Below are 13,682 nucleotides of genomic sequence, written 5' to 3'. Positions count from 1 at the left end.
TCAGTCGTAGCGATCTTTTGAGCAGGCCCTGGCGCTGTCCGACGATCGGAAGACTTCAGGCCACGAGCCCCTTCATCGGCTTCACGACGGCGCTGTCTGGAAACACGGACGTCGCCAGCGCGCGCTCGCCGATGCCGAGATGATCGGCCAGCACGCCCTTTAGCACCGCGCGCAGATCGGTGGTCGGCGCGAGGTCGCGCGCCTGGTAGAGGCTCGTCGGCTTCAGGCTTGGCCAATCCGCAATCACGCGGCCGCCATTCACCGCGCCGCCGGCAAGCAGTGCGATGGTGCCGGTGCCATGGTCAGTGCCCTCGGTGCCGTTGATTTTCGCCGTGCGGCCGAATTCAGTCGCGACCACCACGACGGTGTCGCGCCAATGGGCACCCAATCCGCTTTCAAATTCGGCCAGGGCGCCGTCGAGCCCCGAGAGCAGGCCCGCAAGCCGGCCGACTGCACCACCTTCGTTGGCGTGGGTGTCCCAACCATCGAAGGCAAGCGCTGAAATGCGCGGCCCGTCATCTGCGGCCATCAACTTCGCCGCACCGCGCGCCACTTGGCGCATGGCTGTGGCCGCGTTGCCGCCGGGCTTGACCTTCATGTCGTCACCGCGCGCGACCTTCTCCAGCTGGAGGCCTTGCGACAGCGCGCTCGCCAGCGCCGGATCGCGATGAGTGTAGAGATCAACCAGTCGCATCGCCGTGTCGTCGTCCGCCTGAGGCAACGTCACCGGCGCCCAGCCTACGGTCGGCGCGGCCCCGCGCAACACCAGCGGCGTGGTCGGTCCCACCGCGAGCGCGCTCGCGACGCGCTCGCCACGTGGCAACGCCTCGACCGCGCGGTTGAGCCAGCCGGACTGCACGCGGCCGGGCCCGGCAAAGCCGCTTTCCAGCACGTCCTGCCCGTCGAAATGCGAACGATCGCGATAGGGTGTCGCAACCGCATGCACGACCGTCGCATGCTTGCTCTGATACATGCGGGCGAATTCCGGCATTGACGGATGCAGCGCGAAGAACGAATCGAGCATGACGGCGGGATGTGGTCCATCTGCGCTCAATGCGATTGCACCGTGCAGGCCGGCATAATCGGGATCGCCTGTTGGCGCTACGGTGGCGAGACCATCGAGGGCGCCGCGCAGGATCACGACGACGAGGCGCGGATCGCGCTGCTCTGCGGCGCGCGCGAAGCGCGGCAGGTAGGCCCAGGCCGCGAAGGAAGCGCCGGCGAGCAGGAGCTGGCGGCGTGACGTGACCAGCGGCGTCCTGATGAGTTCCATCCTCACCTCCTCTGGAATTCCGGCGACATCAACAAGAGCGCCAGCGCCTGCTGGCGTGATTCCGCACGCTCAATGGTGCGACGGGTTTCGCCGGACGCCGCATCCGCGGCGACCAGCTCCAGCAGCTCGCGCGCGTCGATGGTGTTGCCGACCTTCGAGCCGAGTTGCGCGGCGATGTCGAGCCGGAGCTTCAGGCCCTCCGGCGCCGCCCAGGCAGCGTTGGTGTCCGGAAAGCCATTCGGCCCGGCCGGCGTCCACAAGGGCTGGCCCAAGGCGTTGAGCGCACCGAGATAAGGACCGGGATCCTCCGGCACGCGCGCCAGAAGCCGCCCGCTGGCGACCACGAACTCATAAGGATTGCGCATCTTGGTGAGCGGCGCCGACCAGGCTTCGTCGGAATCGATCAGCGCCAGCGTGAGGGCCTTCAGATCGCCGTCGGTCCTCTTGAATACCGTCTCGAGCCGCGCCACCAGGGCCGGCGGCGGATCATCGGCGATGAAATGACGCACGAATTTGGTTGCGATGAATTTCGCAGTCGAAGGGTGGCGCGCGATATCGGCAAGCGCGGCTTCGCCCTGCGCCAGGCCATCGTCCTGGTACACCTTGCCGAGCAGGGTCTGCGGTCCCGGCTGATGCGCATTGGCGTTGAACACGAACTCGCCCGGCGCCCCGAGCTTGCCCTGCCGGCCGGCGAAGGTCCACCCCGTGATGATGCGCGCGAGCGTGGTGACGTCCTCCTGCGTATAGCCGCCGCCGACACCGAGCGTATGCAGCTCCATGATCTCGCGCGCGAGGTTCTCGTTCAGCCCGCGCTTGCGGTTCTGCCCGGCCCGCGAGTCCGGCCCCAGCGATTGCTGATTGTCGAGGAAGAACAGCATCGCCGGATGCTGCTCGACCGCCTTCACCATGTCCGCGAAGCGCCCGAACACATGCGGGCGGATCGCCTCGCGCTCGAAGGCGCCGGCCCAGATCCGCGCCAATTCGCCCTTGTTGGCGGAAATGCAGAAATGGTTCGACCAGAACGCCACCAGCCGCTCGGTGAAGCCGCAATCGGCCAGCACCGCACGCTGCAGCCGCGCCAAGGCCTCGGCGCGATAGGTTTTCTGGATCACGTTGAGCGGCTGCTGGGGCTGCGATACGGGCTTGGCCGCATTGGGCTGCATTACCGCATTGGACTGCGCCGCTTCGGGCGCCATGCTCATATTGCCCTCGGCCGGCTTCGTCTCCGGCGCAACGTTTCCGATGTTGTTCGCCACCTTGTTGAGAGAAAGGCCGCGTTGCTGTGGTGACGCCGCCGTCGGACTGGACTGAGGTCCAACCGCATCAGCGGCGGGCGCGGCGGATTTCGCCATCTCGCGGGCACGCTTCACCTCGTCCTGATAGGCGAAGACTGCCTCCGCCAAGGCTTGCGTCGACTGCAAGCCGGGCGCCTCCAGCAGCGCGCCGCTGGCGCGGCCGAGCTCCGATTTGACGAAGCCGCGTGGATCGGAGGCGGCGCTGGTGAAATCACCTGATGCGCCGCCGCGCGCACCGAGGCCGAAACGGTTGAGCGCAACGAGGGCAGCTTGCGGATCCCGGGCCATCGTCATCACCTACACAATCTCGTGCACCCTCATGCACCGTTCTCTTGCACCGCTGATTTGCCGATGCCACGCAATTCATCATTGCGAGGAGCAATGCAGAGCGCCACTATACGTCGCAGCAACCTGAACCTCACATGAAAAGGGCGCTCGAAGCGCGGTTCCGATCGTGACAAATCGTTTAGAAAGCGTTAGCGCCCGCCGTCTCGCCTGCGCCCGATGCGGAACGGAATTCACCTGCGACCCCAGTGGCGCCTGCTGGTGCTTCGAGGAAACCGTTCGCCTGCCGCTGCCGTCCGAGGGGCAAGAGTCCGCCTTTCATGACTGCCTGTGCCGCGACTGCCTGCACGCGTTCGCTGCAACGACGGCGGCACGTTGATGGCGCGCTGGCATATCAAGGCTGTCCTGCTCGACATGGACGGAACGCTGATCGACACCGAGCGGGTCTATCTCGAAAGCTCGATCGCGGCGTTCAGCGCGTTGGGCTACACCGATGGTGTCGCCGCGCTTTGTCACACGATGATCGGCATTCCCGGCCCAGAGTGCCAGAAGATGATGCGCGCGCATTTCGGCCCCGACTTCCCGATCGCCGAGGTGAACCGACTGTTCGCAGCCAACACCGCCGCCACGCTTGCCGCGGGAATGCGGCTGAAGCCCGGCGCGCTCGCGCTGCTCGATGCAATCGAGGCGGCCGACCTGCCGAGGGCAATCGTCACCTCATCGTCGCGTCGCACGGCGGCACAACATCTCGCAGCCGCAGGGATCGATGGCCGCTTCGATGCGATCCTGACCCGCGACGATGTGAGCCGCGGCAAGCCACATCCCGATCTCTACCTGTTGGCCGCCGCTCGGCTCGGCACGCCGGCGCAAGCCTGCGTCGCAGTGGAGGATTCCAATCCCGGTGTCGCCGCAGCCCACGCCGCCGGCGCGATCACTTTGATGGTCCCCGACATCGTGCCGCCAACCGAGGAAACACGGCAGTGCTGCGCGGCCGTCCTGCCGGACCTCGAAGCGACCATCGATCTGCTCGCTGCGAATGGCGTTCTACGCAGCCCGCGCCGTAGCGGCGAACCCGGTGCAGGCTGATTCCATCGGCACAACCTTATGCCATCCAACAACGAGCCGTCGCGTCTGCCCACAGACGATATGAAATCGTTAGACTTCGTTTACGTTCTTTGTCGCGCGTCAGGCGCAAATATTTGGCATGAATTAATATGACGCTGGTACCCACGCCGGGATTTCCACGCGAGCATTTCTTCATGATCCGTTTCATTGCTTTTGTTGTTATGGCCTTTGTCACGGCCTTCGTCGGTGTCAGCTGGGTTGTTCGCGGCTTTCCGATGCACACCCCTAGCCCTCAAATCGTGGCGGAGCTGCCTGCGCTGGTGGACAAGAGCTTCGGCGGCAAAGACGCCGAGGAGTTCGAACGCAAAGCCTGGGTCGCTCAGCATACGTCGCAGAGCGACAAGAACCCGAAGCTCGATGCGTTGCGTCTCGATGCGCTGCAGGCGGCCACCGCCTACAAGATGTCGCCCTGCGATGAAACCATGAAGCGGAATTTGGTAGACGCGTTGACTGCCTATGCGCGCGCCTATCAAGCCAAGCTGGGCTGTTCGCCCAGCATGAGGATGTTTTGCGGTGACAAGAAGATCAAAGAGACCGCCGACACCTTCTCGACCCCGCTTGACCAGCGGGTGAAGGAGGCCTTGTTCGAAGCCTTCGACCAGAAGGGCGTCGTCAGGGCAGATTTTGCCGGTGACGTGCGCGAAGAGGTGCTGCAATTCGCCGGGCCCGGACTCTGGTTCGACGAGTCACCGGTCTGCCTGCCGCGTCAACAACATACGGGAGCGGCCCGCGGATGAATCGTCTCTGGTTCATCGTCTGGGCGGTGGTGATCTGGCAAGTTGCCGCCTGGGCCTTCGCACCCGCCCCCTCGGTCGCACCGCAGTCGTTCACCCCGATCGGCGACCGCGACTTCGACGAGCACGAGAAATACATCACGGACGCCCGCGAGTCGCAGCGGAAAGGCGCTCTGGCCGCGCTCGACCGTCCCTGGAGCGATCGCTGCGGCAACGCCCGCAAGCAATTCATCAGCGGCCTGAACGAGTACTACTATCACCGCCAGAACCAGAGCGAGCGCTATCCCGAAACCTACGGGCCCGCCGGAGCCGGCTATATCGCCAGGCAATGGCTGACAGCGGACGACCGGCGGATCGAGCGGCTGACACAGGAGGCCTATGCTGCCGGCTATCTGAAGCCGTCGGACTTCGACGGCATGGCCAGCAAGATGGTGGCGACAGTCGTTCACGCCGAGCGCGTCAACGGGCGCGGCTGCGACGCCTAGCGCGGCCCGCAACCCCGGCCGAGACAAGCGCGCGCGCCGCCGCACCCGCCGTCTCCATATAGCTGGCGTCGCGATGCAACAGGACGACGGCGAAGGCGCCGTCGAGCAGCAGCAGCATCTGCCGGGCAAGCTCGCTCGCCTCGCTGACACCCTCGGCCTCGAAGGTGTCGCGGAGCCAACTCTCGAACTTCTTCTTGTGCGCAGCGCCGATCTTGATCGCGGGATGCCCAGGCAGATTGGCGAGCTCGGCCGTGGTGCGCAGGAAGCCGCAGCCGCGCCATTTCGGATGCCGCACCGAGCGCGCAAGATGGGTAAAGATGGCTGCACACTTGTCCGGTAGGCCGCCGTCGGCGTCGTCGAACCAACGCTTGAACAGCGCCAGGTTGGGCTGGTCGCGCGCGGCGAGATAGGCCGCGACCAGATCGTCCTTGCTCCTGAAATGATAGTACAGCGTCTTCTTGGTCAATCCCGCCTTGTCCGCGACGGCGTCGACCGACACGGCGCGAATGCCCTCGCTGTAGAACAGCGCGCTCGCCGCCTGGATGATGCGCGCACGGGTCGGATCGGAGGAGCGAGCCATGGCACCAATGTATACCGACCAGTGAATATACACAATGGCGGAGCTCTCCTATGCTTGCGACAACGTCTCTTGGAGAAACCGAAATGCCCGATAACATCCTGGTCGATGTCGCCGACAACATCGCGCTCCTCACGCTGAACCGTCCCGCGCGCCTGAACGCCCTGAACTACGCCTTGATCGACGACTTGATGGCGGCCCTCGACCGTATCGAAACCGATGCTGCGGTGCGCGCGGTGATCCTGACCGGCGCGGGCGAGCGCGCTTTCTCGGCGGGCGCCGACATCCATGAATTCTCCGAGAGCGTCCGCGCCGGCCGCGACGCCGCCATCCGCGATTTCGTGCGGCGCGGCCAGGCCATGACGGCGCGGCTGGAGGCCTTCGCCAAGCCGGTGATCGCCGCAGTCAATGGTCTTGCCTATGGCGGCGGCTGCGAGGTCACCGAGGCCACCCATCTCGCCATTGCCAGCGAGCGTGCCTCATTCGCCAAGCCGGAGATCAGGCTCGGCATGCCGCCGACCTTCGGCGGCACCCAGAGGCTGCCGCGGCTGATCGGGCGCAAGCGCGGCCTTGAACTGCTGGTAACCGGCGATCCGTTCTCGCCGCAACGGGCGCTGGAGATCGGGCTCGTCAATGCGGTCGTGCCGCACCATGAGCTCCTGCCCGCAGCGCGCCAGCTTGCGCAACGCATCATCCGACATTCGCCTGATGCCGTCGCAGCTATCATCACCGCCGCGACGCGCGGCCTGAACATGGCGATCAGCGAGGGCCTTCAGGTCGAGAGCGAGCAATTTGCGAGCCTGGTCGGAAGCCCCGCTCTCACGGACGGATTGGCGGCCTGGCGCGCGAGCCGGCCGCCGAATGTCTGAGCGTCACACCGGATGGCCCGGCGAAGTCCGCGCCATCCCGTCGAACGCGTCGAGCAGCCGCTCGCGCCAGGCGTAGACGGGATCGGCCTGCTCGAGCAGCTTGAATGGGCTGACCACGCGCGCCCATTGGAAGCCGCCGAATACGATGTAGTCGGCATAGTTCGGCGCGTTGCCGCCGATGAAAGCCTGCGACTTCAAGGTCAGGCGCAACGGGTCCAGCGATTTGCGGAAATTGACCACGGCCTGGTCGCGGCTTGCCATCACCTCTTCCAGGCTCTTGCCGAACCGCGCCTCGCGCGAGCTGCGGAAGTAGTCGGCATCGACAGCGGCGAGATTTTTCGGGATGTCGGCGATGATCAACGGGAAGATGCCGCCGACAACGGCGATGTCGCCCCACCAGTTCATGAACCGCGCCATTGCGCGGCCGCCGTCGCCGCCGAACAGCGACGGCCGCTCCGGATAGGTGTCTTCCAGGTAGTTCGCGATCACCCAGGAATCGGCGATCGTCCTGTCGCGGTCGAGCATGACAGGCACCTTCTCCGAACCGTGCGGCGCGATGGCAGCCTTCTCGGTGAAGCGCCAGGGAATCGATTCCGCTGAGAGCCCCTTATGCGCCAGCGCCATGCGGATGCGCCAGCAATACGGGCTGAACGGCCGGCCCGCGTCGGTCCCGACGAGTTCGTAGAGCTTGAGTGACATGCGTGCTTACCCCCTCTGTCATGCCCCGCTTCAGGCGGGGCATCCAGTACGCCGAGCCGGTCATTGTTGATCGAAACAGCAGCGCCTACTGGATCATCCGCTTTCGCGAATGATGACAGCGGGAACGCGGCTCGTCTACCGCACCACCGAGGCGGTCTGGCCGAACAGGACCTTGCGCTCCTCCTCGGTGCGGATCGTCGGCTGGCCGAAATTCGGATTGACCTCCTTGGCCTTGGCATAGGCGCGCTGGGTGGCCGGCCGTGCCTCGATATCAGCAAGCCAGCGCTTGAGGTTCGGGAAGTCGTCGATGTTCTGGCCCTGGTTCTTGTAGGGCACGACCCATGGATAGCAGGCCATGTCGGCGATCGAATAATCGTCGGCGATGAATTCGCGCCCCGCCAGGCGCTTGTTCAGCACGCCATAGAGCCGGTTGGTCTCGTTGACGTAGCGGTCGATCGCATAAGGGATCTTGTCCGGCGCGTAGTTGCGGAAGTGATGGTTCTGCCCGGCCATCGGTCCGAGCCCCGCCATCTGCCAGAATGTCCACTGGATCACGTCGTAGCGGCCATAGATGTTGGCCGGCAGGAACTGCCCTGTCTTCTCGGCAAGATACAGCAGCATCGCGCCGGACTCGAACAGCGAGATCGGCTTGCCGCCGCCCTTGGGCTCGTGGTCGACCAGCGCCGGAATCCGATTGTTCGGCGCCACGCTGAGGAAGTCGTGGCCGAACTGCTCGCCCTTGCCGATATTGATCGGGACGATCCGGTAAGGCAGCCCGGTCTCCTCCAGGAACATCGTGATCTTATGGCCGTTCGGCGTGGTCCAGTAATACAGGTCGATCATCGGCGCGTTTCCCTGTGGCTCATGCAAAAGATGCATTTGCATGAAGCTCGCCGGAACGCGTCCGCGAGTCAATATCCTGACCGGAGCCCGCAGAAATGTGATCGCGCTTCAGGGACAGCGGCCGTGCTCGCGCAGCAGCTGCTCGCCCGCGTCCGTCACCGTGATCACGAGACCGAACCCTGCGATCGTCTCGCGCGCGACGTAGCCGCACTCGGCCGCATCCTCCCAGATGGTCAGCCGCGGACACGAGGTCTTCCAGGTCGCGACCACCTCGGCGTGACTGCGCGGTGCGCGGGCGATCCATTCGACGAAGTCCAGCACCAGCGGATCGGCTCTTTCGCTCATGCTCGCTCTCCTTTAGTCGGCGGCGAGTGTGCTGCGGGCAAACAGCAGCAGCCACCCGCCATAGAGTATGTAGTAGCTCGCAACCGTCGTGATCAGGCGGTTGGCCCAGACCCGGAACTGCTGGTCGCTCATCGCCTCCAGGATGCGGCGGGCCAGGCTGGTCCCGAGCATCGAGGCTGTGACCGCAACGATCGCGAGCACCGGATCGAGGCTCGCGGCCTGGTCGATGATGCCGCCGAAATAGATCAGCTTGGTGAGGTGGCTCGCGACCTGGCACGTCGCCTTGGTCGCGACGATCGATCGCCGGTCAAAGTGGGCGCCGAGAAAGAACGTATCCATCAGCGGGCCCGAGACGCCGGTCATCAGCATCAGCCCCATGCAGATCGAGCCGTAGAATGCGCCCTGCCAGATGCTGTCCGGATCGGGCTTCAGGCCCGCCGGCATCATCCGCGCCAGGAACGGTGTCACGCCGAGCATCAGCAGCGCCGCCGGCTTGTCCGGCACGTAACGCAGCAGCGACCAGGCGCCGAGCGCCAGCGCACAACCGATGAGATAGACGAACACCGGCCGCCACCGGATATGCCGGTGCCACAGCACCGCGCGCCAGCCGTTCGAGGCCATCTGCGTGATCGCGTGCAGCACCATGGCCGCGGGCAGCGGCATCAGCGCCAGCAGCACGCCGATCAGGATCAGCCCGCCGACCATGCCGAAGATGCCGGACAGGAAGGCGGTTCCAACCATCAGCAATCCAAGCGCTGCAATCAGCATCGGCGTCATGTCGATTCTCCTCGGCACCTATGAATTGCCTGATGTTGCCTGCAGCGCAAACTGAGTTATCTTGCCCTCCATCAGCTTTTCTGGGGGTCTATGCGGCGGCTTCTGTTTCTCAACGGCATCAAGGCATTCGAGGCGGCGGCGCGCAGCGGCAGCTTCGCCGCGGCCGGCGCCGAGCTCAACGTCTCGGCCGCCGCGATCAGCCGCATGGTCAGCCTGCTCGAGCAGCGGCTCGGCGTGGTGCTGTTCGAGCGCAAGGCCAACCGCCTGGCGCTCACCGCCGCAGGACGCGCCTATCAGGCCGGACTGACGCCGATCTTTGATGCGCTGGCGAGCCTCACCGCGCAAGTGATGGCGCCGGCCAACCGGCGCGTGCTGACGCTCGGCGTCGGACCGACCTTCGCGATGAAATGGCTGATCCCACGGCTCGCCGATTTCAGCAAGGAAGAGCCCGACATCGAAGTGCGCATCACCACCGGCGGCGCCGCGGTGCCGTTCGGCGACGATTGGAGCTGCGGCATCAGGCTCGGCGATGGCGCCTGGCCGGGCCTGGTCTCGGAGCCGCTGTTCGCCGCCGACCTGTTGCCGGTGTGCACGCCGCGGCTCGCGGCGTCATTGAAGCGACCGGCGGATCTGAAGGGGCCGAGCCTGCTGCGCGTCGCGCACGCAGCCGAGGACTGGCCGCTTTGGTTGAAGGCGGCCGGCATCACGCGGATCACGGCGCGCGGCACGGTGTTCGAATATTATGGCCAGGCGCTGCAGGCTGCGGTCGACGGGCTCGGCGTCGCGATGGGCATCCGGCCCTATATCGATGACGACCTCGCCGCAGGCCGGTTGGTTGCACCGTTTGCGCTCAGCGTCCCGAAAGGCGAGCGTTGGTATTTGGTGTATCGCAGCTTTCAGACGGGGCACCGTGATTTTACGGCGTTTCGCCGCTGGATCATGCGCGGGGCCGCAACACAACCTGATAGTTCGCACGCACGCGACGGCAGCCGACAAAAAAGACGTGATCTTGTGAACCGCTTCACACATGGTGTTACGAATCCATGATGAGGTTCTGGTGCAATATGCTGAGATCCGTTGACCGAGATTCGCGCCGCGTGGCCGCCGCAACACGTTCTGCGACAGGTTGGAAGGATATCGGCACCTATGAGTTGCGTACCGCTTTCGATCTGACGTCCCTGGGACGATTCGCGGCACAATGCAGGGCATTCGGACTGCCGGTACTTAGGACTGCTAGATGACGTACAGGTATGAGGACTTCACCATCGAACCGTTCGAGGCGGGTCGCGGGCTGTGGCACGCGCGGATTCGCCGGACGGACATGAGCCCCGTGGTGATCAATGGAGTTTCGTTCCCGAGTCTCGAAGTTGGCTTCGCGTGGTCGGATGTCGAAATGGCCGTTGCCGACGCGAAGAGCCATATCGACCGCTTCCGAAAGCGGTGGGGATAGCCATTGAACCGCCGGCGCATGTCGGCTGACAGCATCTTGACCAGCCCCTCCTAAACGCGGACCGCCATCATGGCCGAGCCTCAAATCCGGCACTGGAGTGCCTTGATCCGCTCTCGTTGTCCCGAGTGCGACGGGCAGCTCGCGGTGCTGCGCGTGATCAACGGCCGCGGCGGCGCCGAATACTGGGCGCTGCAATGCATGGCGTGCCAGGGCGTTCATCTCGACATCATCGAGCCGCCGACGCGGCATTAGTCTTAACTGCGCCACAAGCGCGGGACACGACTTCCTTCACCGTCATTATTCCGCACGACAAAATGGCAACGCCATTTTGCGCGGAGGGCTGAATCCGGACTCTCGAGATTCTCAGGTGCGTAAGTGCGCGCCATCGTTCGATGCTGTGGCATCGCGGGCCCTGAAAGACGGCGCTGGTGACGCTGTCAGATAAGCCTACTCCACCGCGGTCTTGCGCGGCTCGACGATCTCGAAGCCGCCGGCGAACTCGTCGAACATCGCAAACAGCTCCTGCAGCTTCTGCGGATTGCCCGACAGCACCACGTCACCGCTGGTAACGGCCCCGAGCATGGTGCGCTGCTTGGCCGAGATCGCGTCGAAGGTGGCGCGGCTGAGCCTGACGCCGGCATCGGCCTTGTCGTCGAGCGGACCGGCGCGATGGGTCAGCGCGGAATTCTCCAAATTCATCACCTGCGTCTCGCCGGTATCGGTGAAGGTCCAGTCGATGACGATATGCTTGCCCTCAGCCTTGGCCGCGTTGAGGCGTACGCCGAGGAAATCGAAGGCGAGATCGATGCTGACGCCCTTGAGCAGCTCGGCATTCGCAGCCGTAGCTTGCGGCTTCGGCGGACCGCTGCGCAGCTCGGCTGCGCCGGTGAGATAGGCGTCGCGCCAGGTCGCGGCCTCGCTCTGATAGCCGAGTTGCTCCAGCGCGTCGGCGCCGAGCGCACGCGCCGCCTTGTTGTCGGGGTCGGCAAAGACGAGCTGGCTCATGATGCTCGCGACCCAGCGATATTGTCCGGTCTTGAAATCCTCTCGCGCCCGCGCCAGCACGGCGTCCGCGCCGCCCATGTAGTCGATCGTCTTCTTGGCAGCCTCGGCGCGCGGCAGCGGATCGAGGTCGGCGGGATTGGCGTCGTACCAGCCGAGATAGAACTGATAGACCGCTTTGGCATTGTGGCTCAGCGTGCCGTAATAGCCGCGCGCCGACCAGTCTCCGGCGAGACTCGCCGGCAGCCTCAAGCGCTCCGCGATCTCGGTCGGCGTCAGCCCGTGATTGAGCAGCCGCACCGACTGGTCGTGGATGAACTTGTAGAGATCGCGGTGCCGCTTCAGGAAGGCGGTGATCCGCTCATTGCCCCACATCGGCCAATGGTGCTGCGCGATCACGATATCGGTGCGGTCGCCATAGCGGGCGATGGCGTCGCCGATATAGCGCGACCAGATCCTCCCGTCGCGGATCTCGGCGCCGCGCAGCGTGTAGAGATTGTGCATGTTGTGGGTGGCGTCTTCCGCCATGTCGAGCAGTTTGAACTGCGGAAAATACAGCAGCATCTCGGCCGGCGCCTCCGAGCCCGGCACCAGATGGAATTCGATCTCGACGCCGTCGACCGTGCGCGTCTCGTAGTCCTGCTTGATGACATCGTTGGGCGGGACCAGCGACGGCGTGCCGCGCGACAGCGCCTTGCCGAGCCCGACATCGATCTGCCCGCGCTCGCCGACCGGCAAGTTGATGCCATACATGTATTGGGCGCGGCGGGTCATCGCGGTGCCCGCGATGACGTTCTCGGCCACCGCATGCTCCATGAAGCCGTCGGGCGCGATCACCTTGACCTTGCCGGCGGCGGCATCATCAGCAGTGATGACGCCTTTGGCGCCGCCGAAATGGTCGATGTGACTGTGCGTGTAGATCACGGCGACGACCGGTTTGGCCGGACGGTGTTTCAGATAGAGCTCGAGCGCGGCCTTCGCAGTCTCGTTCGACAGCAAGGTATCAATCACGATCAGCCCGGTGTCACCTTCGATGATGGTCATGTTGGAGATGTCGAGCCCGCGCACCTGGTAGACGCGCTCGGCCACCTGGAACAGGCCGTTGACGGCGTTGAGCTGCGCCTGCCGCCACAGGCTGGGATTGACGGTCGGCGGCACCTGATCGCTGTTCAGGAATGCGAACGGCCGGGTGTCGAACGCCGGCGCGCGCGGGCCGGCGATCACGCCGTCCGGCACCGTGGCGATGAAGCCGCGCTTGGCGTCCTCGAAATCGGCGCGATCGGATAAGGGCAGATCCTTCGCGAAGGCCTCGTTGGCAGCGCGTGTCGCCGGCTCGGCGGCCTGCTGTGCTGCCAGCTGCTGACAATGCACCAGCGCGGCGGCGAGCGCCGCTCCCGCGATCAAGGCCTTGCGCGTTCCGCTCATCGGTTTCCCCCGTGTTCCAGGCTGGCGCGGCAAACGCCGGCCTTCGCTCTTTTCTGCCGGCCGTTTCAGTCCCATATTCCGGCCATGGCGAAGAATCCAGACGCTCCCAAGAAACCCGCGAAATCTCCCAAGTCCAAAGCACATCGGCCAGACGTGCAGCCGATCGGGCCGGCGCTCGCCGAGCTCCTGAATCCCGCGATCAACAGGGGTGAAAGCGGCATCGGCTCCTCGACCGGATTGCAGCCGCCGCCAGACAATTCCTGGGACCGCCGCTCCGGCGGCGAAGCCGCCGCACATCGCGCCCGCGCCTCGACGCGCGGCAAAAGCGCTGAGGTCACCAAGCGCGACGCGGCCGAGCCGCCCGCGATGCCGCTGCGGCCGAACCCGCAGCCGGTGGGAGCGCGGTCGTCTGCGCGTGAAAGGACGCAAGATTCATCCACGCAGGACGCTGCACTCCCTCCCCCCTTGCGGGGGAGGGTTGGGGAGGGGGGTGCCCCA

The 13,682-nt window shown here is 65.2% G+C and carries 16 protein-coding genes and 1 pseudogene; 9 read left to right on the top strand and 8 right to left on the bottom strand.

All coding sequences use genetic code 11. From position 1 onward, the window contains the following. Positions 1–55 precede the first annotated feature (55 nt). Positions 56–1,273, bottom strand: a complete 1,218-nt coding sequence (locus BRAS3843_RS10905; RefSeq protein ID WP_085966948.1) for a DUF1501 domain-containing protein — start codon at positions 1,271–1,273, stop codon at positions 56–58. 2 nt (positions 1,274–1,275) lie between these two features. Continuing rightward, on the bottom strand, positions 1,276–2,856 hold the full coding sequence (locus BRAS3843_RS10900; RefSeq protein ID WP_008968918.1) for a DUF1800 family protein: 1,581 nt from the start codon (positions 2,854–2,856) through the stop codon (positions 1,276–1,278). Positions 2,857–3,022: 166 nt separating this feature from the next. Here BRAS3843_RS10900 and BRAS3843_RS39560 point away from each other — a divergent pair, with 166 nt between their 5' ends. The 4 genes from BRAS3843_RS39560 to BRAS3843_RS10885 all read left to right on the top strand — a co-directional run bounded on the left by BRAS3843_RS39560 (position 3,023) and on the right by BRAS3843_RS10885 (position 5,197). Continuing rightward, positions 3,023–3,232, top strand: a complete 210-nt coding sequence (locus tag BRAS3843_RS39560; protein WP_008968917.1) for a cysteine-rich CWC family protein — start codon at positions 3,023–3,025, stop codon at positions 3,230–3,232. Further along, positions 3,232–3,939 carry an HAD family phosphatase gene (locus BRAS3843_RS10895; protein ID WP_008968916.1) on the top strand — a complete coding sequence of 236 codons (708 nt, stop codon included), beginning with the start codon at positions 3,232–3,234 and terminating at the stop codon, positions 3,937–3,939. Before BRAS3843_RS39560 ends, BRAS3843_RS10895 begins: the two co-directional genes overlap by 1 nt. 128 nt (positions 3,940–4,067) lie before the next feature. Beyond that, positions 4,068–4,715 carry a hypothetical protein gene (locus tag BRAS3843_RS10890; protein WP_008968915.1) on the top strand — a complete coding sequence of 216 codons (648 nt, stop codon included), beginning with the start codon at positions 4,068–4,070 and terminating at the stop codon, positions 4,713–4,715. Continuing rightward, positions 4,712–5,197 (top strand): hypothetical protein, encoded by a 486-nt coding sequence (locus tag BRAS3843_RS10885; protein ID WP_008968914.1) that lies wholly within the window; start codon positions 4,712–4,714, stop codon positions 5,195–5,197. Before BRAS3843_RS10890 ends, BRAS3843_RS10885 begins: the two co-directional genes overlap by 4 nt. Here the strand turns inward: BRAS3843_RS10885 and BRAS3843_RS10880 are convergent. Beyond that, positions 5,172–5,777 carry a TetR/AcrR family transcriptional regulator gene (locus BRAS3843_RS10880; RefSeq protein WP_008968913.1) on the bottom strand — a complete coding sequence of 202 codons (606 nt, stop codon included), beginning with the start codon at positions 5,775–5,777 and terminating at the stop codon, positions 5,172–5,174. The two genes, BRAS3843_RS10885 and BRAS3843_RS10880, sit on opposite strands and share 26 nt — an antisense overlap. 83 nt (positions 5,778–5,860) lie before the next feature. Here BRAS3843_RS10880 and BRAS3843_RS10875 point away from each other — a divergent pair, with 83 nt between their 5' ends. Next, a complete protein-coding gene (locus BRAS3843_RS10875; RefSeq protein ID WP_008968912.1) occupies positions 5,861–6,643 on the top strand; it encodes a crotonase/enoyl-CoA hydratase family protein in 783 nt (260 codons plus the stop codon). A 3-nt stretch (positions 6,644–6,646) separates the two neighbouring features. On the opposite strand, the gene BRAS3843_RS10870 is transcribed toward BRAS3843_RS10875, so the two are convergent. The 4 genes from BRAS3843_RS10870 to BRAS3843_RS10855 form a co-directional block, all read right to left on the bottom strand. Then, on the bottom strand, positions 6,647–7,342 hold the full coding sequence (locus tag BRAS3843_RS10870; protein ID WP_008968911.1) for a glutathione S-transferase family protein: 696 nt from the start codon (positions 7,340–7,342) through the stop codon (positions 6,647–6,649). A 135-nt stretch (positions 7,343–7,477) separates the two neighbouring features. Next, a complete protein-coding gene (locus BRAS3843_RS10865) occupies positions 7,478–8,185 on the bottom strand; it encodes a glutathione S-transferase N-terminal domain-containing protein (protein ID WP_008968910.1) in 708 nt (235 codons plus the stop codon). 108 nt (positions 8,186–8,293) lie between these two features. Continuing rightward, positions 8,294–8,530, bottom strand: coding sequence for a hypothetical protein (locus BRAS3843_RS10860; protein ID WP_008968909.1), 237 nt, complete (start codon positions 8,528–8,530; stop codon positions 8,294–8,296). A gap of 12 nt (positions 8,531–8,542) precedes the next feature. Then, positions 8,543–9,307 (bottom strand): sulfite exporter TauE/SafE family protein, encoded by a 765-nt coding sequence (locus tag BRAS3843_RS10855; protein ID WP_008968908.1) that lies wholly within the window; start codon positions 9,305–9,307, stop codon positions 8,543–8,545. Between the two features lie 90 nt (positions 9,308–9,397). Here BRAS3843_RS10855 and BRAS3843_RS10850 point away from each other — a divergent pair, with 90 nt between their 5' ends. The 3 genes from BRAS3843_RS10850 (at position 9,398) to BRAS3843_RS10840 (ending at position 11,009) form a co-directional block, all read left to right on the top strand. Continuing rightward, entirely contained in the window at positions 9,398–10,354 is a 957-nt protein-coding gene (locus BRAS3843_RS10850; RefSeq protein WP_008968907.1) for a LysR substrate-binding domain-containing protein, read from the top strand. 190 nt (positions 10,355–10,544) lie between these two features. Next, positions 10,545–10,757: a hypothetical protein gene (locus BRAS3843_RS10845; RefSeq protein WP_008968905.1), complete on the top strand. Its 213-nt coding sequence runs from the start codon at positions 10,545–10,547 to the stop codon at positions 10,755–10,757. 69 nt (positions 10,758–10,826) lie between these two features. After that, complete coding sequence (locus tag BRAS3843_RS10840; protein ID WP_035981394.1) at positions 10,827–11,009, top strand: hypothetical protein; 183 nt, start codon at positions 10,827–10,829, stop codon at positions 11,007–11,009. 195 nt (positions 11,010–11,204) lie between these two features. Here the strand turns inward: BRAS3843_RS10840 and BRAS3843_RS10835 are convergent, their stop codons facing one another. Further along, positions 11,205–13,184: an alkyl sulfatase dimerization domain-containing protein gene (locus BRAS3843_RS10835; RefSeq protein WP_008968903.1), complete on the bottom strand. Its 1,980-nt coding sequence runs from the start codon at positions 13,182–13,184 to the stop codon at positions 11,205–11,207. 84 nt (positions 13,185–13,268) lie between these two features. On the opposite strand from BRAS3843_RS10835, the pseudogene BRAS3843_RS41875 reads away from it, so the two are divergent. Beyond that, positions 13,269–13,682, top strand: a pseudogene (locus BRAS3843_RS41875) (excinuclease ABC subunit UvrB); the annotation flags it as partial.

The sequence above is a fragment of the Bradyrhizobium sp. STM 3843 genome, from assembly GCF_000239815.1.
GTDB lineage: Bacteria > Pseudomonadota > Alphaproteobacteria > Rhizobiales > Xanthobacteraceae > Bradyrhizobium.
This window is presented reverse-complemented; position numbering and strand designations above follow the sequence as displayed.

Coding starts and splice junctions, on each gene's coding strand:
- BRAS3843_RS10865 (WP_008968910.1), bottom strand. CDS start 8,185: ATGATCGACCTGTATTACTGGACCACGCCGAACGGCCATAAGATCACG.
- BRAS3843_RS10835 (WP_008968903.1), bottom strand. CDS start 13,184: ATGAGCGGAACGCGCAAGGCCTTGATCGCGGGAGCGGCGCTCGCCGCC.
- BRAS3843_RS10850 (WP_008968907.1), top strand. CDS start 9,398: ATGCGGCGGCTTCTGTTTCTCAACGGCATCAAGGCATTCGAGGCGGCG.
- BRAS3843_RS10875 (WP_008968912.1), top strand. CDS start 5,861: ATGCCCGATAACATCCTGGTCGATGTCGCCGACAACATCGCGCTCCTC.
- BRAS3843_RS10890 (WP_008968915.1), top strand. CDS start 4,068: ATGACGCTGGTACCCACGCCGGGATTTCCACGCGAGCATTTCTTCATG.
- BRAS3843_RS10845 (WP_008968905.1), top strand. CDS start 10,545: ATGACGTACAGGTATGAGGACTTCACCATCGAACCGTTCGAGGCGGGT.
- BRAS3843_RS10870 (WP_008968911.1), bottom strand. CDS start 7,342: ATGTCACTCAAGCTCTACGAACTCGTCGGGACCGACGCGGGCCGGCCG.
- BRAS3843_RS10880 (WP_008968913.1), bottom strand. CDS start 5,777: ATGGCTCGCTCCTCCGATCCGACCCGTGCGCGCATCATCCAGGCGGCG.
- BRAS3843_RS10885 (WP_008968914.1), top strand. CDS start 4,712: ATGAATCGTCTCTGGTTCATCGTCTGGGCGGTGGTGATCTGGCAAGTT.
- BRAS3843_RS10860 (WP_008968909.1), bottom strand. CDS start 8,530: ATGAGCGAAAGAGCCGATCCGCTGGTGCTGGACTTCGTCGAATGGATC.
- BRAS3843_RS10895 (WP_008968916.1), top strand. CDS start 3,232: ATGGCGCGCTGGCATATCAAGGCTGTCCTGCTCGACATGGACGGAACG.
- BRAS3843_RS10855 (WP_008968908.1), bottom strand. CDS start 9,307: ATGACGCCGATGCTGATTGCAGCGCTTGGATTGCTGATGGTTGGAACC.
- BRAS3843_RS10905 (WP_085966948.1), bottom strand. CDS start 1,273: ATGGAACTCATCAGGACGCCGCTGGTCACGTCACGCCGCCAGCTCCTG.
- BRAS3843_RS10840 (WP_035981394.1), top strand. CDS start 10,827: ATGGCCGAGCCTCAAATCCGGCACTGGAGTGCCTTGATCCGCTCTCGT.
- BRAS3843_RS10900 (WP_008968918.1), bottom strand. CDS start 2,856: ATGGCCCGGGATCCGCAAGCTGCCCTCGTTGCGCTCAACCGTTTCGGC.